20 protein-coding genes are annotated in these 19,445 nt (G+C 70.9%); 12 read left to right on the forward strand and 8 right to left on the reverse strand.

Annotated elements, in window-relative coordinates:
- Positions 1 to 15: 15 nt before the first annotated feature.
- Complete coding sequence (locus tag J2S42_RS29805) at positions 16 to 1,029, reverse strand: pectate lyase family protein (RefSeq protein ID WP_307244402.1); 1,014 nt, start codon at positions 1,027 to 1,029, stop codon at positions 16 to 18.
- Between the two features lie 429 nt (positions 1,030 to 1,458).
- Here J2S42_RS29805 and J2S42_RS29810 point away from each other — a divergent pair, with 429 nt between their 5' ends.
- Complete coding sequence (locus J2S42_RS29810; RefSeq protein ID WP_307244403.1) at positions 1,459 to 2,025, forward strand: hypothetical protein; 567 nt, start codon at positions 1,459 to 1,461, stop codon at positions 2,023 to 2,025.
- 338 nt (positions 2,026 to 2,363) lie between these two features.
- On the opposite strand, the gene J2S42_RS29815 is transcribed toward J2S42_RS29810, so the two are convergent.
- Together J2S42_RS29815 and J2S42_RS29820 are read right to left on the reverse strand one after the other, a co-directional pair.
- Positions 2,364 to 3,392, reverse strand: a complete 1,029-nt coding sequence (locus J2S42_RS29815; protein WP_307244405.1) for a FecCD family ABC transporter permease — start codon at positions 3,390 to 3,392, stop codon at positions 2,364 to 2,366.
- Positions 3,389 to 4,378, reverse strand: a complete 990-nt coding sequence (locus J2S42_RS29820) for a FecCD family ABC transporter permease (RefSeq protein WP_307244407.1) — start codon at positions 4,376 to 4,378, stop codon at positions 3,389 to 3,391. The genes J2S42_RS29815 and J2S42_RS29820 overlap by 4 nt, the downstream gene beginning before the upstream one ends.
- Positions 4,379 to 4,443: 65 nt before the next feature.
- On the opposite strand from J2S42_RS29820, the gene J2S42_RS29825 reads away from it, so the two are divergent.
- The 4 genes from J2S42_RS29825 (at position 4,444) to J2S42_RS29840 (ending at position 8,629) form a co-directional block, all read left to right on the forward strand.
- Positions 4,444 to 5,487 (forward strand): ABC transporter substrate-binding protein, encoded by a 1,044-nt coding sequence (locus J2S42_RS29825; protein ID WP_307244409.1) that lies wholly within the window; start codon positions 4,444 to 4,446, stop codon positions 5,485 to 5,487.
- Positions 5,488 to 5,550: 63 nt separating this feature from the next.
- The gene (locus J2S42_RS29830; protein WP_307244410.1) at positions 5,551 to 5,829 is read left to right on the forward strand and encodes an isoamylase early set domain-containing protein; all 279 of its coding nucleotides are present in this window, start codon (positions 5,551 to 5,553) and stop codon (positions 5,827 to 5,829) included.
- Positions 5,830 to 5,905: 76 nt separating this feature from the next.
- Positions 5,906 to 6,907 (forward strand): glucose-6-phosphate dehydrogenase (coenzyme-F420), encoded by a 1,002-nt coding sequence (gene fgd, locus J2S42_RS29835; RefSeq protein ID WP_307244412.1) that lies wholly within the window; start codon positions 5,906 to 5,908, stop codon positions 6,905 to 6,907.
- A 243-nt stretch (positions 6,908 to 7,150) separates the two neighbouring features.
- Complete coding sequence (locus J2S42_RS29840; RefSeq protein ID WP_307244413.1) at positions 7,151 to 8,629, forward strand: putative bifunctional diguanylate cyclase/phosphodiesterase; 1,479 nt, start codon at positions 7,151 to 7,153, stop codon at positions 8,627 to 8,629.
- On the opposite strand, the gene msrB is transcribed toward J2S42_RS29840, so the two are convergent.
- Positions 8,626 to 9,033 (reverse strand): peptide-methionine (R)-S-oxide reductase MsrB, encoded by a 408-nt coding sequence (gene msrB / locus J2S42_RS29845; protein WP_307244415.1) that lies wholly within the window; start codon positions 9,031 to 9,033, stop codon positions 8,626 to 8,628. The genes J2S42_RS29840 and msrB overlap by 4 nt on opposite strands.
- Before the next feature lie 194 nt (positions 9,034 to 9,227).
- On the opposite strand from msrB, the gene J2S42_RS29850 reads away from it, so the two are divergent.
- From J2S42_RS29850 to J2S42_RS29860, 3 genes are all read left to right on the forward strand, one after another.
- Positions 9,228 to 9,845, forward strand: a complete 618-nt coding sequence (locus J2S42_RS29850) for a chaplin family protein (protein ID WP_307249117.1) — start codon at positions 9,228 to 9,230, stop codon at positions 9,843 to 9,845.
- 57 nt (positions 9,846 to 9,902) lie between these two features.
- Entirely contained in the window at positions 9,903 to 10,913 is a 1,011-nt protein-coding gene (gene ligD, locus J2S42_RS29855; RefSeq protein ID WP_307244417.1) for a non-homologous end-joining DNA ligase, read from the forward strand.
- Positions 10,914 to 11,175: 262 nt separating this feature from the next.
- Positions 11,176 to 11,517 (forward strand): hypothetical protein, encoded by a 342-nt coding sequence (locus J2S42_RS29860; RefSeq protein ID WP_307244419.1) that lies wholly within the window; start codon positions 11,176 to 11,178, stop codon positions 11,515 to 11,517.
- A 372-nt stretch (positions 11,518 to 11,889) separates the two neighbouring features.
- Here J2S42_RS29860 and J2S42_RS29865 read toward each other — a convergent pair whose 3' ends face one another.
- A complete protein-coding gene (locus tag J2S42_RS29865; protein ID WP_307244421.1) occupies positions 11,890 to 12,132 on the reverse strand; it encodes a hypothetical protein in 243 nt (80 codons plus the stop codon).
- 127 nt (positions 12,133 to 12,259) lie between these two features.
- Here J2S42_RS29865 and J2S42_RS29870 point away from each other — a divergent pair, with 127 nt between their 5' ends.
- Together J2S42_RS29870 and J2S42_RS29875 are read left to right on the forward strand one after the other, a co-directional pair.
- Entirely contained in the window at positions 12,260 to 12,847 is a 588-nt protein-coding gene (locus J2S42_RS29870; RefSeq protein WP_307244423.1) for a CGNR zinc finger domain-containing protein, read from the forward strand.
- A gap of 35 nt (positions 12,848 to 12,882) precedes the next feature.
- Entirely contained in the window at positions 12,883 to 13,326 is a 444-nt protein-coding gene (locus J2S42_RS29875; RefSeq protein WP_307244425.1) for a potassium channel family protein, read from the forward strand.
- Here J2S42_RS29875 and J2S42_RS29880 read toward each other — a convergent pair.
- Positions 13,277 to 14,848 carry an alpha/beta hydrolase gene (locus tag J2S42_RS29880; RefSeq protein ID WP_370879286.1) on the reverse strand — a complete coding sequence of 524 codons (1,572 nt, stop codon included), beginning with the start codon at positions 14,846 to 14,848 and terminating at the stop codon, positions 13,277 to 13,279. The genes J2S42_RS29875 and J2S42_RS29880 overlap by 50 nt on opposite strands.
- Before the next feature lie 93 nt (positions 14,849 to 14,941).
- Between J2S42_RS29880 and J2S42_RS29885 the strand changes: the two genes are divergently transcribed.
- Positions 14,942 to 15,865, forward strand: a complete 924-nt coding sequence (locus J2S42_RS29885) for an AEC family transporter (RefSeq protein WP_307244427.1) — start codon at positions 14,942 to 14,944, stop codon at positions 15,863 to 15,865.
- A 38-nt stretch (positions 15,866 to 15,903) separates the two neighbouring features.
- Complete coding sequence (locus tag J2S42_RS29890) at positions 15,904 to 16,662, forward strand: hypothetical protein (protein WP_307244429.1); 759 nt, start codon at positions 15,904 to 15,906, stop codon at positions 16,660 to 16,662.
- A gap of 4 nt (positions 16,663 to 16,666) precedes the next feature.
- On the opposite strand, the gene J2S42_RS29895 is transcribed toward J2S42_RS29890, so the two are convergent.
- Positions 16,667 to 17,734 carry an ATP-dependent DNA ligase gene (locus J2S42_RS29895; RefSeq protein WP_307244432.1) on the reverse strand — a complete coding sequence of 356 codons (1,068 nt, stop codon included), beginning with the start codon at positions 17,732 to 17,734 and terminating at the stop codon, positions 16,667 to 16,669.
- Between the two features lie 356 nt (positions 17,735 to 18,090).
- Positions 18,091 to 19,353 carry an IS4 family transposase gene (locus tag J2S42_RS29900; RefSeq protein ID WP_307241803.1) on the reverse strand — a complete coding sequence of 421 codons (1,263 nt, stop codon included), beginning with the start codon at positions 19,351 to 19,353 and terminating at the stop codon, positions 18,091 to 18,093.
- Positions 19,354 to 19,445 lie beyond the last annotated feature (92 nt).

Consider the following 19,445-nt stretch of genomic DNA (forward strand, 5'->3'; position numbering starts at 1 on the left):
CCGAAGGCTCTTGATCTAGATCTTGCCGGTGCCGGCTTGCGCGGTGACGATGGACTTCACCGAGCTGGGCGTGTCACAGGTGTAGGCGTAGGGGATCGAGGCGACGCTACCGCCGGTCTGACCGGCGCCGGAGTTGACCTTGTGGTTGTTGCGCGCCACCAGCGAGCCCGCGTCGGACGAGCCCTCACCCAGGTGGTACGGGTCCTCGACGTTCTCGAAGTAGTTGCACTCGACGAGCACGCCCGCGTTCTCGGTGGACGCGACGCCGTAGTCACCGATGTTGCTGTAGTAGTTGTTGAACACGTGCACCGGGTTGCCGAACCGGACCCGCGGGTTGCGCTGGCCGGTGCCGTCGAACCAGTTGTGGTGGTACGTCACCTTCAGCTTGCCCGTGTCCTCGGCCGCGTTGTCGTCGCTGTGCCCGAGCAGCATGTTCTTGTCGTGGTCGTGGCTGTGCACGTACGACACGGTGATGAAGTTGCTGGTCCGCTTGATGTCCAGCAGCCCGTCGTACCCGTTGGCCATGTCCAGGTGGTCGAGCCAGACGTTCGTCGAGTACTGCACGTTGATCGAGTCGTCGGACGCGTTCCGGAAGTTCAGGTTCTGGATGATCACGTTCTTGGCGTTGGCGATGTTCAGGCCGCCGCCGGTGATCGTCGCGTTCGATCCGACACCGCGGATCGTCTTGTTCGACGCGACCTTCTGCATGCCGCTGATCGAGATCGTGCCGGACACGTTGATGACCGCGGCGCTGCTCGACTGCATGGCGCTGATCAGGGCGGACGAGGATGTGACGGTGATCGGCGGAGTGCTGCCGCCGCCGGTGGTGCCACCGTTCTGCGTCGCCCAGCCGACCAGGGCGGGAGCCGCGAGGGTGCCCGTGCCGGCGTCGGCCTGAGGCGTCTCCGCCGCGTTGGCGATCGCGCCCATGCCGACCACGAGCGCGGCGGCCGTGAAACCGGCGCCGATCGCGAGGGGCAGGGTGCGGCGCCGCGACGAGCGGTGCCGGGCCGGAGAGTTGTCCTGCATGTGCCGTTCCTCCTTCGGTGGGGAGTCCGGGGTGGGCTCCCCTCGACGGGAGGCGGTGACCCTGGGCGGCCGTGGGCGCGGCCGGATCCGGGCGGTTCGGGTGCGGTAGGGCCACCGCCTGGCGCGACCGGGGCTTCTGCCTGCCCGGCGCCGCGCCATGGGCGATATTTCCGATCCCGGAGTCATGGGCCGTTGGCCGGTTGTGTTAACGACTCCGAAACCTTCTGGCCCCACCGTAGGCAGCGGCAACGATGAGGGTCAATGCGCCGGATTTGCAGGTTTATTGCGGCAAATCCGGACAGGCGACACTGGCCGGTGCGCGAATGGTTCGTGATGCGCCCGGTTCGGTCCGGTTTCAGCCTAGCGCCCGGCCGCGGGCTTTTGCAGTTGATGCGCGTGGATATGTGCAGGGGTGGCATGATGCGACGCATGCTCGACCGGCTCGACGACGTCCCCTGGCAGCGGCTCGGTCACGCCTACGGTGCTGCGACCGATGTGCCGGGACAGCTGCGTGACCTGCTCTCCGACGACGTGGAGACGCGGCGGGTCGCGATCTGGCAACTCGGTGGCAACATCGTGCATCAGGGCAGCCGCTGGCAGGCCAGCGCCTATGCGGTGCCGTTCCTGCTGGAGATCCTGGCCGGGCCGTCGCCGCTGACCGCGAGCGAGCGGGTCCGGCTGATCGAGTTGCTCGGCGAGCTGGCGATCGGCGATCCGTCGTTCTACGCGTCGGACGAGTTCCCGCTGGACGAACTCCGCGCGGACGCCGCCGCCGGCGCGCATCTGATGGCCGCGTTCGAGACCGGCCCGTACGGCGGCGACGACTTCATGGATTTCCTGTCCGACCTGGACGAGCCGGACCAGGAGCGGCTCGGCGCCGTGTTGCTGCTGCGCGTCCACGAGGCGGTGCGCGCCGGAAAGCCGCTGCTGGAGCGCTTGCGCGACAGCGATCCCGCGCTGCGCGAAGCCGCCACCGGCACGCTGCGCTGGCTGTAGACCGGCGCCGCCGCAGGCGCGCTGCGCCGGACGTTGGCCGGTTCGTCGCGTGCGCTGTTGGCCGGTTCGGGACCGGGCGGGCTGCGCCGGACGTTGGCCGGTTCGTCGCGTGCGCTGTTGGCCGGTTCGGGACCGGGCGGGCTGCGCCGGACGTTGGCCGGTTCGTCGCGTGCGCTGTTGGCCGGTTCGGGACCGGGCGGGCTGCGCCGGGTGTCGGCCGGTTCGCTGCCTGCAACGGGAGGCCGGACTGCCACCGACAGCGCTGCACCTGGCCGTAGGCCGGTCGACCGGGGCGGGCGCGCAAGCCCGCACCCGGTCGACCGGCCTACGGCGACGGCTCAGGCCCGGCGGCTCCGGCGTTGGACGATCAGCAGCGCCACCAGGTAGACGCCGCCGATCACGCTGGTCACGATGCCGACCGGGAGCTGGACCGGCAGTGCGTGCTGGGCCGCGAAATCGGAGGCGACCGTGAGCAGTGCGCCCATCACGGCCGCGGGGAGCACGTTCGGGCCGGGGTGCCGGGTGAGCCGGCGGGCCAGGTGGGGGCCGGCCAGCGCGACGAACGGGATCGGCCCGGCCATCGAGATGGCGGCGGCGACCAGGCCGATCGAGGCGAGCAGCGGGACCAGGCGGGTGGCGAACACGCCGACGCCGAGCGCGGTGGCGGTGTCGTCGCCGAGTTCCAGCATGGACATCCGGCGGTTGAAGGCCAGGATCACCGGTACCAGGACGGCGACGGCGATCACCATCAGCGTCACGTGTTCCCAGTTGCGTCCGGAAAGGTTGCCGACCTGCCAGGCGACCGCGCGCTGGGCGTCGTTGAGGACGGCGCGGGTGAGCATGTAGCCGTTGACGGCCATCAGCACGGTGGAGATGCCGACACCGACCAGCACCAGGCGATATCCGTTCAGCCCATGCCGTCCGACCAGCAGCAGGATGACCAGCGCGGTGGCGAAGCCGCCCGCGGCCGCGCCGATCGACGTGCCGACCGTGCCGCTCGCGGTGAGCAGGATGGCCGTGACGCCGCCGGTGGCCGCGCCCATCGAGAAGCCGATCATGTCAGGGCTGCCCAGCGGGTTGCGGCTGAGGCTCTGCATGACCGCACCGGCCGTGCCGAGCCCGGCCCCGGCCAGGATCGCGACCAGCAGCCGCGGCAGCCGCAGCGTGTTGACCACGAACTCGGCGGCCGGTGGCGCCTGGCCGACGATCGCGGTGACCACGTCGCCGATCGGCACCGCGAAGTCGCCGGTGGTGAGCGTGAACCCGGCCGCGACCAGCAGCATCACGGCCATGCCGAGAGTGACCCAGAAGGACCGCAGCGGTACGACCCGGAAGGCGCTGCGGACCGGAGCCGGTGAGGTCGTCACAGGTGCACCACCCGGCGCGCGCGGACGATGGCGATGAACACGATTCCCCCGATGACGTCCATGACGATTCCGACCTGCAGCTCGGCCGGCCGGGCGAGCACCCGGCCCAGCACGTCCGCGCCCAGCAGTACCACCGGCGCCAGCAGCATGCTGAACGGCAGCACCCACCGCTGATCCGGCCCGGTGAACGACCGCACCACGTGCGGCACCATCAGCCCGACGAACGCGAGCGGCCCGCATGCGGCCGTGGCGGCACCGCACAGCACGGTGACCGCGATCAGCACCAGGATCCGGGTGGTGGCGACGCCGGCGCCGAGCGCGCGGGCGGTGTCGTCGCCGAGCGCAAGCGCGTTCAGGCTGCGCGCCAGGACCAGGCTGAGCAGGATGCCGCCGATGAAGAACGGCGCCAGGCTCCACAGTGTCGCGGTCTCCCGGTTGGCCAGCGAGCCGACCACCCAGAACCGCATCTGGTCGAGCGCGCCGCGGTCCGCCAGCTGCAACGCCTGCACCACACCGGCCAGCGCGAACTGCACCGCGATGCCGGCCAGCGCGAGCCGGGCCGGGTTGGTGCCGGCCCGGCCCGCGCTGGCGCCGTAGACGACCAGCATGGCGAGGACCGAGCCGAGGAACGCGAACCACACGTACCCGGACGGTGCGGTCACGCCGAAGATCGTGATGGCCAGGACCACACCGGCCGCGGCGCCGAGGTTGATGCCGAAGATGCCGGGGTCGGCGAGCGGGTTGCGGGTGAGTGACTGCATGAGCGCGCCGGACAGGCCGAGCGCCGCGCCCGCGACGATCCCGAGCACGGTACGCGGGATGCGCATCTCCCGGACAGTCAGCACGTCGTCCGGGTTGCCGCTGCCGCCGAGCGCGTCGAGCACGTCGCCGAGCGGGATGAAGCGGCTGCCGACCGCGATGCTCAGCGCCACCGTGACCAGCAGCAACACGACGACGAGCAGGAGGCCGGCAAGGCGTTTTCGCACCGATGACTCCCTGATGAAAGACCCTGCGTTTCACGTTTACTGAGGGAAGGCTAGCCTTACCTCTCATGCGACACGTTCTTGGTGCCCGTACTTCCCGCCGCAGCCTCCTGACCGGAGCGCTCGGCCTCGGCGCGACCGCCGCGCTCGCCGCCTGTGGCGGTACGAACGACGACACTCCGTCCGCGTCCGGCAGTGCCGCCGCAGCGGGCCCGTTCACCTACACCGACGGCCGGGGCAAGCAGATCTCGCTGCCCAAGGTTCCCACGAAGATCGTCGCCCAGGTCGGCGCGGCCGCCGCGCTGTGGGACTTCGGCATCCGCCCGATCGGCATCTTCGGCCCGTCCACGAAGGCGGACGGCACCAAGGACCCGCAGGCCGGCAGCGTCGACCTCGCGGCCGTGACCTCCGTGGGCAACGTCTACGGCGAGTTCAACGTGGAGAAGTACCTCTCGCTCGCGCCGGAGCTGCTGGTCACCTGCATGTATGACCCGAAGCTGCTCTGGTACGTGCCGGAGGAGAGCCAGCCGCAGATCGAGCAGATCGCGCCGACGCTCGGCATCCAGCTGTCCGAGGTCGCGCTGCCCAAGGCGATCGGCTACTACGAGGAGCTGGCCGGCAAGCTGGGCGCGGACATCAAGACGCCGGAGATCACCGCCGCGAAGGCCGCGTTCGACACCGCGGACGCGGCCCTGAAGACCGCCGCTGCCGCCGCGACCGCCGCCGGCCTGCGGGTCGCCGCGTTCTCCGGGAGCAAGGACACGCTGTACATGTCCATCCCGAAGTACAGCCCGGACCTGTCGCACTACCTGGCGCAGGGCGTGCCGCTGACCGTGCCGACCAAGCCGGACAGCGAGGGCGCCTGGTGGGAGTCGCTGAGCTGGGAGAACGCGGCCAAGTACCCGGTCGATGTGATCCTCTACGACGCTCGCACCCAGGCGCTGCCGAGCGCCGAGCTGATCAAGACGCAGCCGGCCTGGGCGCAGCTTCCGGCCGTCAAGGCGGGCCAGATCGTCGACTGGTACTCCGAGGCGCAGTACAGCTACCAGGGCTACACGCCCGCGCTGACCGAGCTGGCCGCCAAGCTTCCGACGTTCAAGAAGGTCGCCTGATTTCGTACCCCCGTCTGGCTCGTTGATCTTATGAAGGAACCGAGCCAGGCGGGGGGGCCACGCGTGATCAAGCGCAGCAGGTTGTTCGGCGGTAAGACCAGGGTCACGTTCTGCCTGCCCGCGGACCACCCGGGCGGGACGGTCAGCGTGGTCGGCTGTTTCAACGGCTGGGAACCCGGCCGGCACGAGCTGCTGCCGCGGCGCGGTGGCATCCGGTCCGTGAGCCTGCCGCTCGGGCCCGGCCGTTACCACTTCCGCTACCTCGCCACCGGCGGCGTCTGGCTCGACGACGAGCACGCGGACGCGGTCATCGACGGACTCGGCTGCCGTCTGGATCTGTGACGTTCGCTCCGGCCGTTCCCGGGGAAACCCGATCGTGCGGCAAGATCGAGGCTGACGGCCCGACAAGGAGAGCGCGATGGTGCGGTTCGGATACAAGGCTTCCGCGGAGCAGTTCAGCCCGACGGAACTGCTCGACTTCACGGTCCAGGCGGAGGAGTCCGGTTTCGACTCCGTCTTCATCAGCGACCACCTGCAGCCGTGGCGGCACACGCACGGCCACGCACCGGCCGCGCTGCCCTGGCTGGGCGCCGCACTTGCCCGGACCAGCCGCGTCGCCATCGGCACCAGCGTGCTGACCCCGACGTTCCGCTACCACCCCGCGATGATCGCGCAGGCGTTCGCCACGCTCGGCCTGATCGCGCCGGGCAGGGTGATCCTCGGTGTCGGCAGCGGCGAGTCACTGAACGAGGTACCGCTCGGCACCGCCTGGCCGGAACCGAAGGAGCGCTTCGCGCGCCTCAAGGAGGCGGTCACGCTGATCAAGCAGCTGTGGGCCGAGGACCGGGTCGATTTCGAGGGCACGTACTACCGCACCGAGAAGGCCACCGTCTACGACAAGCCGGACACGCCGGTTCCGCTCTACATCGGCGCGTCCGGGCCGGCCGCCACCCGGATGGCCGGCCGCGTCGCCGACGGCTTCATCACCACCAGCGGCAAGGGCCACGATCTCTACACCGGTACGCTGCTGCCCGCGCTCACCGAGGGCGCCGGCAAGGCCGGCCGCACGCTCGACGACCTGGATCTGATGATCGAGGTCAAGGTCTCGTTCGACCACGACGCCGACCGCGCGCTCAACGACACCCACCACTGGGCCGCGCTCGCGCTCTCCCCCGAGGAGAAGACCGGCGTCGAGGACCCGATCGAAATGGAACGCCTGGCCGACGCGCTTCCCGTGGAGCGCTCCGCGAAGCGCTTCATCGTCTCCACCGACCCGGACGAGCACGTGGCGAAGATCCAGGAATACATCGACATGGGCTTCAAGCACCTGGTCTTCCACGGTCCCGGCCCGGACCAGTCCCGATTCATCGACGTCTACGGCAAGGAGATCCTTCCGCGCCTGCGCACGAAGAACGCGTAGAAAGGCCTTCCCGCTTCCGGTGCGGGAACACGCGGGTTGCGTCGCTGCCCGGGTACCCCGATCGAATGGTGGCCGCCCCGCAAGTCCCTCATAAGACTTGCGGGGACCCACCGTCACCCTGTGCCCCGCTAGGGTTACGACCGCACCTACGGCGCGTGCTTCGCGACGGCCAAGGGGCACGGTCGGGCGAGCGGCCGGGCCGCCGCACGCGAGGGCCGCCTGACGCCGAGGAGGCCTGTGCAGGTGTCGGGAGCTCGCACCCTGGGCACGTTGTTGCCCTTCATCGTTCCGCTGGTCGCCGACCGGGTCGCGGGTGGCTTCGGCATCGTCGCCGACGCCGTCCGGAAACGACTGGCCCGCCGGGGCTCGCTGCGCGCCGCCGTGCTGGAGCGGGAGGAGCTGATCGCCCGGCTGCGGGCCCGGGAGCGGGAGCTGGAACGCGCCGCGTTCTACGACCACCTGACCGGGCTGCCGAACCGCACGCTCTTCCTGACGCGGCTGCGCGACGCCATGGCGCGCGCCACCGTACCCGGCGTGCTGTTTTTTGATCTTGATGGGTTCAAGCGGGTCAACGACGTGTACGGCCATGACGTCGGGGATCAGCTGCTGGTGCAGGTCGCCGGGCGGCTGCGGGACGAGCTGCGCGAGCGGGACGTGGCGGCGCGGTTCGGCGGAGACGAGTTCCTGGTGCTGCTGGACGGGGTGGATCACCCGAGCCGGATGGTGCAGATCGCCCGGCGGATGCGAGTGGCGGTGTCCCGGCCCTACCGGCTGGACGGCGTGGCGGAGGACGTGGTGATCGGCGCGACCGTCGGCGTCTGTGCCGGTGCGGAGCACTACCCCGATCCGGCCGAGTTGTTGAAGGCCGCGGACGCCGCGATGCTCAGCGGGAAGGCGCGCGGCAAGGGCACGGTGGTCACGTTCACGCTCTCCGGCCGGATGACCATGAAGGAGCGCCGGCGGATGGAGCAGGACCTGTGGGACGGCTTTCACGCCCACCGGTTCGACCTGTACTACCAGCCGATCGTGGATCTGCGGAGCCGGCGCACGGTCGCGTTCGAGGCGCTGCTGCGCTGGCGGCATCCGGAGCGTGGGCTGCTGGAGGCGGCGGAGTGGGTGCGGGTCGCGGAGGAGGGCGGCACGCTCGACGGGATCGCGCTCCGCACGATCAGCCAGGTCACCACGCAGGCGGAGAACTGGCGGCGGGCCGGGGAGGCGCCGGCGACGGCCGGGCTGCGGTACAACGTGGGCGCCGGTCAGTTCTGGGACCGGAACCTGCACGAGGACGTGGCGGCCTGCCTGGCGTATCACGGGGTCGACCCGGCGCGGTTCGCGATCGAGGTGACCGGGGACGTGCTGATGCAGGACCCGGAGGCCGCGGTCGCGGTGCTGGAGCGGATCCGGGCGATCGGCGCCGAGGTGCATCTGGACGATGTCCGCGCCGGGTGCGCGTCGCTGGAACTGCTGCCCCGGCTGCCGGTCGACGCGCTGAAGATCGATCGGTCGGTCATCGCCCGGATGGGCCTCGACGCGGCGGCGGACGACGCGGCGCGCACGCTCGTGCGGCTCGGCCGGGACCTCGGGCTCGGGCTGATCGCGGTGGGCGTGGAGACGGAGGAGCAGCGTGCGGCCCTGCTGGGGCTCGGCTGCCACCTCGGTCAGGGATACCTGTTCGCACCCGCGGTGCCGGCCGGCCGGGCCGGCACCGTGATGTCGTTCTAGCCCTTCGGCTCCAGCCGCACCGAGATCGAGTTGACGCAGTGGCGCGTGTTCTTCGGCGTGAAACCCTCGCCGCGGAACACGTGGCCCAGATGTGAGCCGCAGTTCGCGCACTGGATCTCGGTGCGCAGCATGCCGAGCGACCGGTCCTCGATCTCCACGACCGTGCCCGGGATCGCGTCGTCGAAGGACGGCCAGCCGCAGTGGCTGTCGAACTTGGTGTCGCTGCTGAACAGCTCCGCCCCGCACGCGCGGCAGTGGTAGACACCCTCGGTCTTGGTGTTGACGTACTCACCGGTCCACGGCGCCTCGGTGCCGGCCTGCCGCAGGACCCGGAACTCCTGCGGGTTGAGGCGGACCCGCCATTCCTCCTCGGTGGTGGGCAGGGCGCTCTTGTCGATCGTCATGTGTCCACGGTACTTCCGGGCCGGTCGAGCGCCAGTGTCCTCGGACTCACCTGCACCGTTAGGCGGGGAGTGCGCGTGTTGGTCCGTTTTGCCCCTGGAGGAGCGTAGGATCCAGTAGCAAAACGGTCTTTAACTGTAAAAATCCATATAAGCCTCACCAGCCACCCTTTTGAGGAGAACACAGCGTGACGAGCATGAAGCGGCGCATCATCGCGGCGGCGACGCTGCCGGCCGCCGGATTCACCATGTTCGCGGCGGCGCTCGCGCTGACCGCGCAGCCGGCGAGCGCAGCACCGGACGACACCAACGGCATCGCGAACGGCGCCAAGGTGCACCTGCCGATCAACGCGCCGGTCAACGTGTGCGGCATCGCGGCCGGTGTCCTCGGCGACGCCACCGCGCAGTGCGCCGCGCCGCGCGTCGCGCCCACCTCGGGCTACGGCGACGAGGGCCCGGACCGCGGCAAGCCCGGCTACGGCACGCCGGGCAGCCCGGGCGCGGAGACGCCGCCGGCCACCCCGGAGGCGCCGGAGACGCCCGAGGCCCCGGAGACGCCGGAGGTCCCGACGCCGACGCCGACCGGCTCGGTGCCGTCCGCCGGCCAGCAGGAGGTGCCGCCGGGTGGTGGCGTCTCCAACGGCTCGCCGGAGGCGCCGGTCCCGACCGGCGGTGTCCAGGGCGAGGGGGGCGAGGGCGAGCTGCCGGTCACCGGTCTGCCGCTCGCCGGGCTGGTCGGCGCGGGCGCGCTGGTCACCGCCGGCGGCGCCGCGCTGCTCTACACCGGCCGGCACCGCCGCCGCTTCGAGAGCTGATCGAGATTGCCGTCCGGGGGCACCTCTGCGACCCCCGGACGGCGTAGGGTCGCGACCATGGCGTCGAAAGCCGAGGAGATCGAGGTCGCCGGCCGGGCCGTGCGGCTGACCAGTCCCGACAAGGTCTACTTCCCCGACCGCGGGTTCACCAAGCGGGACGTCTTCGAGTACTACCTGGCGGTCGGCGACGGCATACTGCGCGCGTTGCGCGGCCGGCCGACCACGCTGCAGCGCTTCCCCGACGGTCTCGCGGGGGAGACGTTCTTCCAGAAGCGGGTGCCGACCCGCGGCGTACCCCCGTGGATCGAGACCGCCAAGGTCACGTTCCCGAGCGGCCGGCCCGCGGACGAGCTGTGCCCCGCGGACCTCGCGCACGTGGCCTGGGCCGCGCAGATGGGCACGATCGTCTTCCACCCGTGGCCGGTCCGCGCCGCGCACGTGGACTCGCCCGACGAGCTGCGCATCGACCTCGATCCGCAGCCCGGCACCGACTTCGCCGACGCGGTCGAGGTGGCCGGCACGGTCCGCGAGGTGCTCGCCGAGCTCGGCGCGACCGGCTACCCCAAGACCTCCGGCGGCCGCGGCGTCCACGTCTACGTACGCATCCAGCCTCGCTGGTCGTTCGTCGAGGTTCGGCGTGCCGCGATCGCGTTCGCCCGCGAGGTCGAGGCCCGCCGCCCCGACCTGGCCACCACGAACTGGTGGAAGGAGGAGCGCGGCGAGCGCGTCTTCCTCGACTACAACCAGATGGCCCGGGACCGCACGATCGCCTGCGCCTACAGCCTCCGCGCCAACGCCCGTGCCACCGTCTCGACGCCGGTCACCTGGGCCGAGCTGCCCGAGGTCGAGCCGGACGACTTCGACCTCCGCACGGTCCCGCCCCGCGTCGCCGCGATCGGCGACCCGCACGCGACGATCGACGACGACGCGTTCGACATCACGCCGCTGCTGGAGAAGGCGGCCCGCGGCGACCGCGGCGACCTGCCGTACCCGCCGGAATACCCCAAGATGCCCGGCGAGCCGATGCGCGTCCAGCCCTCCCGCGCCAAGCAGCCGAAGAACCCCTGAGGTCAAGAGCCAGATCTTCCCGCTTCCGGCATGGCCCGGCCCGCACGCTCCCGCGGGCAAACCGCGCGGAGGCCTCCGACTCCGCCGGCGCTCCGCTCCGGCCGCCGCGGCGGAGCCGGTCCCGCCGCTGGTCACCACGAGCCGCCCGGGCCGCCGCCGTTCACCTCCCGGCCGCGTCCCGCTCAGCTGTCAGGATACACACTGGCTTATTTGGGATACAATTATTCGCGTTGAGGATGCGAATGACGCGAGGAGAGAGCGGATGATGGCCCTTGCCCGGATGGCCGCGCTCCTCGGCTTGGCCGGTGCCGCCGTGCACCTCGCTCTGACCGGCGCGCACGTGACCCACGCGCCCCTGATCACGCTCGCGCTGATCATGCTCGCGTTCGTCTGCGTGCCGTGCAGCATCCGGCTCTGGCGCACCCCGTACGACCGCGGTGCATGGCGCGGCGCCCTGGTGGTAGCCGGCGTCATGGCGATGCTCCACCTCGCGATGCGCCCCGGCGGTGCCATGCTCGCCGCGGTCCTGTCCGTGGCCGCCCTCCAGGCCACGATCGGCGCGACCGCCCTCTGCCGCCCGGCCCCGCTCCACTCCGACGCCTGACATCGTTTCTCCGCACGGCGCACGGCTCGCCCGTTCCGATTCCCATGCCGGCTCGAGCGGCGGTGCCGACTTGCGAGCGGTGCCGGTTTGCGAGCGGTGCCGGTTTGCGAGCGGTGCCGGTTTGCGTCGCGGTGCTGGGGCACGCGCCGGCTACCGGGTTACGTCGCATGCTGGTTCGCGCGCCGGTTGCCGGTTTGTGCGGCGCCGACCGGTTCGCGAGCCGGTGGGCGGTTCGTGCGCCGGCTGTTGGATGCCTGCCGAACGCGCTTCGCGATCGGCCTCCGGCGGGTCCGCGTCCCGGCGTCCGGAACCGGTCTCCGCACCGGGTCTCGTTCCTGCCGCCGGATTTGGTCCTCGCATCGGACGCCGACCTCAGGAGTGAGCCGCCGCCCGGGGTGTTGCCTCGCCGGCGATGAGCGTGCCGAGGCGCACCAGAGCGTGGCCGGCCGTGCGGCGGAAGCTGGGTGTGCGGTGGAAGCCGGTGGCGCGGAGCGAGCCGGCAGGGCGGCGCGCGGTCGGTCGGCGGCTTGCGGTGGCCAGGCGGGTACGACGGGCCTCGGCGAGCATTTCGGCCTGGCGGGCTTTGATCCAGAGTGCGGCGAGCGTGGGGTGCATGGCAGCTCCTTCGACGACCGAGTGACCGGCTAAACGGTTTTGGTGGTTGCATGTCGACGGTAGTACCGTGCATGTGACCGGTCAAATGGAATTGCCGGTGTTTCACGAATGGTGCGAGGTGGTCCCGGTGCGTGAGGAGATCCCGGACGGGTTGGCTCTCGTCACCGCGTTCGCCAACACGGTCGACGTGGAGGCGGGCACGGACGAGCTGGCCGACGTGGACGGCCTGCGCCGCTGGCTGGCCGCGCACGGGCACGCCGGGCCGGCCGGTGAGGCGGAGCTGGCCCGCGTGCGTGACTTCCGGTCCGCGCTGCGCGACGAGATCGCCGCCCACCACGACCAGCTCGCCGTCCACCATGACCGGACCGCCGTCCCCCGGGATCAGGCCGCCGATGACGGCGCGGCCGGTGCGCGTGTCCGGCTGAATGCGTACGCGCACGACGTACCCGTGCGGATTGCTCTTGATCGTGCTGGTCTGCGGCTGGAGGCCGCCGGTGCGGACGGTGTGGCGTCGCTGTTCGGTGCGCTGCTGGTGGAGATGCTGCTGGCCGAGCGGGACGGAGTGTGGCGACGCCTGAAGATCTGTGACGCGGAGACGTGCCGGGAGGCGTTCTACGACTGGTCGAAGAACTCGTCGCGGCGCTGGTGCTCGATGGGGGTGTGCGGCAACCGCAGCAAGACCCGGGCGTACCGGGAGCGGCGCCGGGAAAGCTGACCCGCGACGCGCCCCGCCCGGGCCAGGATGATCGGATGCTGACGTTGTTGCTGGCGCCGTTCCGGCTGGTCTACCGCGGGCTCGTCCACCTCGCCAACTCGCCCCGGACGCTGATGGGCTCCTACCTCGGGCTGATCGTCATCTGCGGCACGCTCTACAGCCACTTCGAGCGGGCGAGCGTCGGCGACTCGATCTGGTGGGCGGTGGTCACCGCGTCCACGGTCGGGTACGGCGACATCTCGCCCGAGTCGTGGCAGGCCCGGGCCATGGCCGCGCTGCTCATCTCGATCATGGTGCTGCTCGTCATCCCGCTGATCACCGCCCACTTCGCCAGCAAGCTGATCGTGGACGCGGACGCGTTCCGGCACGAGGAGCAGGAGGAGATCAAGAACAACCTGCGCGCGGTACGGGCGCTGCTCGAGGCTCAGATCAGCCGGCCGGGCAGCGCAGATCCTTCGCCGGGACCTCCAGGTCGATGAGGTAGCCGTCCACCGCCTGCGTGATGCAGCGGGTGTTCGGGTACGCCGTGTGACCCTCGCCCTCCCAGGTCAGTACCTGCCCGGTGCCGAGCATGCCGGCCAGCACCGCGGTCTGCTCGTACGGCGTGGCCGGGTCACCGACCGTGCCGACCACCACGATCGGCGGTGCGCCCTGCGCGGCCCCGGTCGGGTACGGATCCCGCGCGCCCGGCCAGAACGCGCAGCCCAGCATGCCCATCGCCAGCGCCGGCCCGAACAGCGGGTACTTCTTCTCCCACTCCAGCTGCAGCGTGCGCACCTGCTCCGCGGTGACCTTCTCCTCGCTGTCCGCGCAGTTCACCGCCAGCAGCGCGTCGGCCTGGTTGTCGTACTCGCCCTGGTCGGTGCGGCTGGTGTACGTGTCGGCCAGCTCGAACATCGGGTCCGGGTCGCCGTCGCGCAGCGCGCCGAGTGCCTTGCCCAGCTCCGGCCAGTACAGCTCGGTGTAGAGCGCGGCCACGGCCGAGTAGAAGATCCAGCCGGCCGTCGCCTCCCGGCCGTCCGCGCCGCGCAACGGGTTCGCCCGGGCCTTGTCCAGCAGCTCGTTCAGCGTGGCCCGGGCGTCCGGCGCGATCGGGCACTGCGCCGGGGTGGCCCGGCACCAGGCGGAGAAGTTGTCGAACGCGCGCTCGAAGCCCTTCGCCTGCGACTCCGAGCCGGCCACCATGCCCTGCTGCGGGTCGACCGCGCCGTCCAGCACCATCGCGCGGATGTTCTGCGGGAACAGCTGCGCGTAGGTGGCGCCGAGCAGCGTGCCGTACGAGTAGCCCAGGTAGGTCAGCTTCTCGTCGCCGACCGCGGCCCGGATCGCGTCGATGTCCCGCGCGGCCTGCTCGGTGGAGAAGAGCGGCAGGTCCGCGCCGTACTTCGTGCCGCACTCCGCGCCGATCCGCTGGTTCAGCGCCACGATCTCGTCGAACTCCGCCTGCGTCTCCGGGTCCGGCTCGGAGCCGTAGCTGGCGTCCAGGTCCGCGTCCGAGATGCACTTGACCGGTGACGACCGGGAGACGCCGCGCGGGTCGAAGCCGATCACGTCGAACCGCTCCAGGATCTCCGTCGGCAGGCCCTGCACCTGCGGGCCGAACGACAGGTACGCCGCGGTGTCGATGCCGGAGCCGCCCGGCCCGCCCGGGTTGATCAGCAGCGAGCCGATCCGGTCCTTCTGCTGGGTGGAGCGCACCCGCATCAGCGCGAGCTCGAACGTCTGCCCGTTCGACGGGTTGTTCCAGTCCTTCGGCACCGGGATCGTGGCGCACTCGTAGCGCATGCGCGGCGCCTTCTGCCCGTACAGCTGCTGCGGGATCTCGGCGCAGTTGCGCCAGGCCAGGCTGTCCGGCCCGGTACCGCCCCCGGGTTGCTGCCGCTCCCGTGCGCTGTTGTCCCCGCCCGGTGAGAAGACCGGCAGCGAGCAGCCGGACACCGCCAGCATCGTGGCGGCCAGCGCGGCCAGCGCGCGGTGAGGTGTGCGACGCACGGGGGTCATCCCTCTCGTCGGGGCGGCTCGGTCGCATCGAGGTTAGCCGGTCGGGCGCTCCCCGGACCGCCGTGACGGCCGTCACCAGGGATGATCTTAGGAATGGGCGGGGTACTCAGCGGATTCGCCGCGATCTGGGTAATCGCCACGGTGGGTTACCTGCTCGCCCGCGGGCGGGTGCTCGGCGAGGCCGCACCCGAGGTGCTGGGCCGGCTGGTCTTCTTCGTCGCCACGCCGGCGCTGCTGTTCGTCACGCTGAGCCGGACCAGCCTGGACCGCATCGTCACCGGTGCGCTGCTCGTCTTCGTGGTCGCGACGATCCTGGCCGCGCTGATCCACACGCTGGTCGCGCGGCTGGTGTGGCGGCGGGGCGCGGGCCGGACCACGATCGGCGCACTCGGCGCGTCCTATGTGAACGCGGCCAACCTGGGCCTGCCGATCGCGGCGTACGTGCTCGGCGACGTCTCTCTGGTCGTACCGGTGCTGCTGTTCCAGGTCCTGCTCGCGGCGCCGTTCGCGCTGACCGTGCTGGACCTGGCGAGCGGTAGGGGCCGGCCGTCGCCGCGATCCGTGGCGCTGCTTCCGGCCCGCAACCCGATCATGATCGCGTCGGCGGCCGGGATCGCGGTCGCGGCGTCCGGGTGGACTCCACCGGCGCTGCTGCTGGAGCCGTTCGAGCTGGTCGGGGCCGCGGCGGTGCCGGGCGCGCTGCTGGCGTTCGGCATGTCGGTGCCGGGCGCGCGGCCGCTGCACCCGGGGCCGGAGGCGCCGGACCGCTACCTCGCGGTGGCGCTGAAGGTGATCGTCCAGCCCGCGCTGGCGTACCTGATCGGGCGGTTCCTGTTCGGCCTGGACGACGCCGCGCTGTTCGCGGCCGTGGTGACGTCCGCGCTGCCCGCTGCGCAGAACGTGTTCGTCTTCGCGCTGCGCTACCGGGAGTCCGAGACGCTCGCCCGGGACGTGGTCATGCTGTCCACGCTCGCCTCCGCGCTCACCATGATCGTCGCCGCGGTGTTCCTCACATGACCGGCGGCCTTGACTCGGATCCGTACCGTCGGGTGGTCATGGACAGTGATGATCTCTTCGCCGCCCGCGAGGCCGCCTGGCAGCGGGAAGCCGTGCGCCGCAAGCCGGTCGACGACGACGTGCCCGGCTGGGTCCGTTATCCGGCACGCGCGATCGCGCTGGTCTTCGTGGTGCCGATCCGCTTCCTCTGGGAGATCGTCAAGCGCACGGTCCTGCTGATCGGTGCGGCGCTGAGCTGGGCCGGCGTCTACCTGTTCTGGCTGCCGCTGCGCTGGGTCTGGCTGAACATCATCTGGCTGCCGCTGCGCTGGGTGTGGCTGAACGTGATCTGGCCACCGGTGCGCTGGACCGGCGTGAACCTGATCGGCAAGCCGCTGCGCTGGCTGTTCGTCCACCTGGTGGCGCTGCCGGTCGGCTGGGTCACGGTCACGCTGATCTACCGGCCGCTGCGCTGGCTCGCGCGTGCGCTGCGCCCGGCGGCGTCCGCGGTGCTGCGCGGCCTCGCGTGGACGGTCGAGGCGTCCTGGTCGCTGATCGAACGCTGGGTGTTCCGCCCGATCGGCTGGGCGCTGCGCGTGCTGGCGGACGCGCTGGCCTGGGCCTGGCGGCACTCCGCGGTGCCGTTCGGCCGCGGCATCGCGTGGCTGTGGCGGCACACCGTGGTCCCGGTCGCGCGCGGCGTCGCGTGGATCTGGTCGCACACGGTCACGCCGGTCTGGCGTTTCGTCCGCGACGACGTGTGGCGCCCGATCGCCGATGCCACCCGCGACGTGCTCCGCGCGCTGAGCGGCCGCTGACCGGTCAGCGGGTGCCGAGCACGTCCGCCAGCTGGAACCGGACCGGCCGTTCCAGCTGCTCGTACGTGCACGTCTGCGGCTCCCGGTCCGGCCGCCACCGCTCGAACTGCGCGGTGTGCCGGAAGCGGACGCCCTCCATGTAGTCGTATCGCACCTCGACCACCCGCTCCGGCCGCAGCGGCGTGAACGACAGGTCCTTGCCCGCGTTCCACCGGCTCTGCTCGTTGCGCCGCGGCGTACGCTCGCCCTGCTCGTGCGCGGCCCAGTTCCACGGGTGTTCCTCGAACGTGGTGACCAGCGGCTGCAACTCGTGGAACAGTTCCTGCCGCCGGGCCATCGGGAACGAGCCGATCACGCCGACCGACACCAGCGTGCCGCGCTCGTCGTAGAGACCGAGCAGCAACGACCCGATCCGGTCCGCGCCCGACTTGTGCACCCGGTACCCGGCCACCACGCAGTCCGCGGTCCGCTTGTGCTTGATCTTCGTCATCACCCGCTTGTCCGGCTGATAGGTCAGCTCCGGCCCCTTGGCGATCAGCCCGTCCAGCCCCGCGCCCTCGAACTCCGCGAACCAGCGCCGCGCGGTCTCCAGATCATCCGTTATCGGCGTGACGTGAACCGGCGCCGACGCGTCCGCCAGCGCCTCCACCAGCCGCCGCCGGCGCTCCGCGAACGGCCGCTCCGTCAGATCCTCGTCCCCGAGCGCCAGCAGATCGAACGCGACGAAGCTGGCCGGCGTCTCGGTCGACAGCAGCTTCACCCGGCTGGCCGCGGGATGGATGCGCTGCTGCAGCGCCTCGAAGTCAAGCGTGTTCCGCTCGGTGTCCGCGACGATTATCTCGCCGTCGATCACCGCCCGCTCCGGGAAGTTCCCCAGTACCGCCTCGACGACCTCCGGGAAGTAACGGGTCATCGGCTTCTCGTTCCGGCTCCCGATCTCCACCTCGGCCCCGTCCCGAAAGATGATCGACCGAAACCCGTCCCACTTCGGCTCGTAGAACTGCCCGGCCGGGATCTCACCGGTCGGCTTGGCGAGCATCGGCTTGACCGGCGGCAGCAGCGGAAGATCCATGAGCCTATGCATACACCCTGATCACATACAGTCAAAGGGACACGTCGGCATTGACCGCGCAGGCCCAACCCGAAGATCAAATTCTTGATCTTCCCGCTTGCGGCGTGGTGCCGTCCCGAGTGCTCCCGCGGGCACCGGTCCAATGCCACTTAGCTTATTTTGATCTTGATGGTGGGTGGAGGCGGATGGTGGCGGGGCCGGTGTGTCGGGTGCTGGCGGGTTCGTCGCGTCGTTTGGGCCGGTACATGTTGCGGCGGCAGCGTTTGACGGCGCGGGGGCAGGTGCGGTGGCGTCGGGTGGGGTTGAGTTCCCGGGTGATGTGGGTCCAGATGGTGGGTAGCTGGGTGGTCCAGTCCTCAGGGGGAAATGGCCGCTGAGCCGGTGGCTGAGCGGCGGACGAGGCGCAGGGTGTCGGTGAAGCTGATCCGGTCGGGGTCGATCGCGGCGGCGTCGGCGGCGGCGGTGATCAGGACGGTGAGTGCGTGCTGGACGAGCAGCCAGGCCCAGATTTCCTGGTGGACGAGGTCGGGCAGTTTCGAGCGCAGGATCCGGCCGGGCCCGCGGAGGTGGGTTTTGAGCTGGTCGTTGGCGGTTTCGTGTTCCCATCGCAGGTGGTATGCCTCGGCGAGTTCGTCCGGGCCGGCCTGGGCGGGGTCGGTGATGGTGGTGGCCAGGGTGATCAGCTCACCGGTGCCGTTACCGGCCCGGTCCGGGACGTCGTACTCGACGATCCGGACCAGGTGGGCGGCGGGCAGGCCACGGTCGTTGATCGCGTCGTCGCAGGTGTCCAGGGTCCCGCCGGCCGCGGCGGCCAGGATCCGGTCCCGGCGGCCACCGCGGATCGTCTTGTCCATCAACACGGTCAGATAGGTGCCGTCGCCGAGGATCTCGATCACCGGGAGCCTGATCCCGGCCTGGATCCGCCACAGCAGGTCCGCGCCGGTCGCCTGCGCCCGGTCCCACGCCGTAAACGAGTAGAAGGCACGGTCGGCGGTCAGCAGTTCCCCGCGTCGCAGCCGCGAATACAACGGCATGGCCAGGGTCTGTTCGGCGACCGCATACGCGCCGACCTCCGCCGCCAGGAACGCGTGTGTCCCGCACTCGGTCAACGCCACGACCCGGGCTTTCGGGAACGCCGACGGGCCACCACCGGTCCGGGAGTACCCGAACTCGGCCGCGTTCTCCATCGTGTCCGGCACGTCCACGTCGAACCCGTCGATGGCAAGGACCCGCCGGTCCCGCAACCACGCACCTGACGTGACCGGTGACGCGACCGGCCGGGCGACCCGCTCGAACACCTCCGCCAGCACATCCCGGCCCAGCCGCTTCCTGGCCTGAGAAATCCCACCCGGCGTCGGCGCCAACCAGCCCGCATCCCAGCACCCGAACCGGTCCAGTCCACCGGTCACCTTCTTCGCGACCTCGGCATAGTCATCATCCGCGAACAGCCACAACCCCATCGTCAGATACGCCGTCACATGCGGCGGCAACTTCCCATCCGACCGTTTCGCACCCACACCGCACTGCGCCACCGCCCCATCAACCGCATCCCGCGGCACCGCCGTCACCAGCACACCGACCGACACCTGATCCGGCCGCACCCCCACACCCGACACCACACCATCGAAGCAGACAAAGCCACCAGACCACCCACCAGGCAACCAAGATCAAAATAAGCTAAGTGGCATTGGGCACCGGTCGTCGCTGGCGC

Source organism: Catenuloplanes indicus, from assembly GCF_030813715.1.
In the GTDB taxonomy this organism is placed as follows: Bacteria; Actinomycetota; Actinomycetes; order Mycobacteriales; family Micromonosporaceae; genus Catenuloplanes; species Catenuloplanes indicus.

What these genes read in the sequence shown, in the direction of transcription:
- J2S42_RS29890 (WP_307244429.1), top strand. Translation starts at nt 15,904, where the DNA reads ATGGACAGTGATGATCTCTTCGCCGCCCGCGAGGCCGCCTGGCAGCGG.
- msrB (WP_307244415.1), bottom strand. Translation starts at nt 9,033, where the DNA reads ATGACGATCGACAAGAGCGCCCTGCCCACCACCGAGGAGGAATGGCGG.
- J2S42_RS29850 (WP_307249117.1), top strand. Translation starts at nt 9,228, where the DNA reads ATGAAGCGGCGCATCATCGCGGCGGCGACGCTGCCGGCCGCCGGATTC.
- ligD (WP_307244417.1), top strand. Translation starts at nt 9,903, where the DNA reads ATGGCGTCGAAAGCCGAGGAGATCGAGGTCGCCGGCCGGGCCGTGCGG.
- J2S42_RS29895 (WP_307244432.1), bottom strand. Translation starts at nt 17,734, where the DNA reads ATGGATCTTCCGCTGCTGCCGCCGGTCAAGCCGATGCTCGCCAAGCCG.
- J2S42_RS29880 (WP_370879286.1), bottom strand. Translation starts at nt 14,848, where the DNA reads ATGACCCCCGTGCGTCGCACACCTCACCGCGCGCTGGCCGCGCTGGCC.
- J2S42_RS29885 (WP_307244427.1), top strand. Translation starts at nt 14,942, where the DNA reads ATGGGCGGGGTACTCAGCGGATTCGCCGCGATCTGGGTAATCGCCACG.
- J2S42_RS29865 (WP_307244421.1), bottom strand. Translation starts at nt 12,132, where the DNA reads ATGCACCCCACGCTCGCCGCACTCTGGATCAAAGCCCGCCAGGCCGAA.
- J2S42_RS29810 (WP_307244403.1), top strand. Translation starts at nt 1,459, where the DNA reads ATGCTCGACCGGCTCGACGACGTCCCCTGGCAGCGGCTCGGTCACGCC.
- fgd (WP_307244412.1), top strand. Translation starts at nt 5,906, where the DNA reads ATGGTGCGGTTCGGATACAAGGCTTCCGCGGAGCAGTTCAGCCCGACG.
- J2S42_RS29875 (WP_307244425.1), top strand. Translation starts at nt 12,883, where the DNA reads ATGCTGACGTTGTTGCTGGCGCCGTTCCGGCTGGTCTACCGCGGGCTC.
- J2S42_RS29825 (WP_307244409.1), top strand. Translation starts at nt 4,444, where the DNA reads ATGCGACACGTTCTTGGTGCCCGTACTTCCCGCCGCAGCCTCCTGACC.
- J2S42_RS29805 (WP_307244402.1), bottom strand. Translation starts at nt 1,029, where the DNA reads ATGCAGGACAACTCTCCGGCCCGGCACCGCTCGTCGCGGCGCCGCACC.
- J2S42_RS29860 (WP_307244419.1), top strand. Translation starts at nt 11,176, where the DNA reads ATGATGGCCCTTGCCCGGATGGCCGCGCTCCTCGGCTTGGCCGGTGCC.